This is a genomic window from Xenorhabdus sp. NBAII XenSa04, from assembly GCF_963866145.1.
Lineage (GTDB): Bacteria > Pseudomonadota > Gammaproteobacteria > Enterobacterales > Enterobacteriaceae > Xenorhabdus > Xenorhabdus indica.
This window is the reverse complement of sequence record NZ_CAWMEB010000119.1, coordinates 1-733: the sequence shown is the minus strand read 5'-3', so window position 1 is coordinate 733 and position 733 is coordinate 1. Positions and strand designations below refer to the sequence as shown.

General features: G+C 48.8%; 1 protein-coding gene. It reads right to left on the bottom strand.

All coding sequences use genetic code 11. The annotated features are described in order from the left end of the window. Positions 1 to 265: 265 nt before the first annotated feature. Positions 266 to 733: conjugal transfer protein TraG N-terminal domain-containing protein (locus AAC147_RS05865; RefSeq protein WP_047685963.1), on the bottom strand; the 468-nt coding region annotated here is incomplete at its 5' end.

Genomic DNA, 733 nt, shown 5'->3' with positions numbered 1-733 from the left:
TTGCACACCGGGTTAATAATCTGACAGATGCCCAAAAAGAAGCCCTCGAATTGATGCATGATACGACTATATGAACACATCCCGTTTGCAAGACAAAAATCACGCTGACATCGACGGTAGGTTGCAACTCTATATTCATCTGCATTTTGCCTGCTTAAAAAACAAAAGCACGACAAATATGATGAGTAAAAGTAATGAGTAGCACATTTTTCAGAGTATTCTGACGGGATAACGCTCCCCCCTTTATGACAAAAAACGTGTCTCACTACTTTCCCTTCGACAACATCTTCTGCATCACCATTTGCCCGAACATGCCCGCAGACTGCCTGACTTGCCCCACGCCCTGACTCATCATGCCCGCCATGTCCCCCATTCGCACACCGGCCCAGGCCAGTGCCCCCAGCCAGACCATCGGCAGCACAATAAACAACGTGCCCATCACCAGCCCCATAATCAAATCATCCGAGGTATTCTGAAATCCCGCCAGATTCAACAGGCTATGGGTGTCTGAGCCATACAAGGCTTCCAGCAAATAGCTGTCCAGCCAGCGGGCGGTTTCCCACCAGAAAGTCAGGAAATTCAAAGAAAATAGGGCGAACGTCAGTGTGAGTACCGTCTTAAATTCATAGGCGGCAAACAGCAGGATCAACGGGATTAAGATATACAGCGCCATCAAGATCACCGCCTGCATCATCGGCAGTGCCTGTCGTACTGCATCGAACATCGGCATACT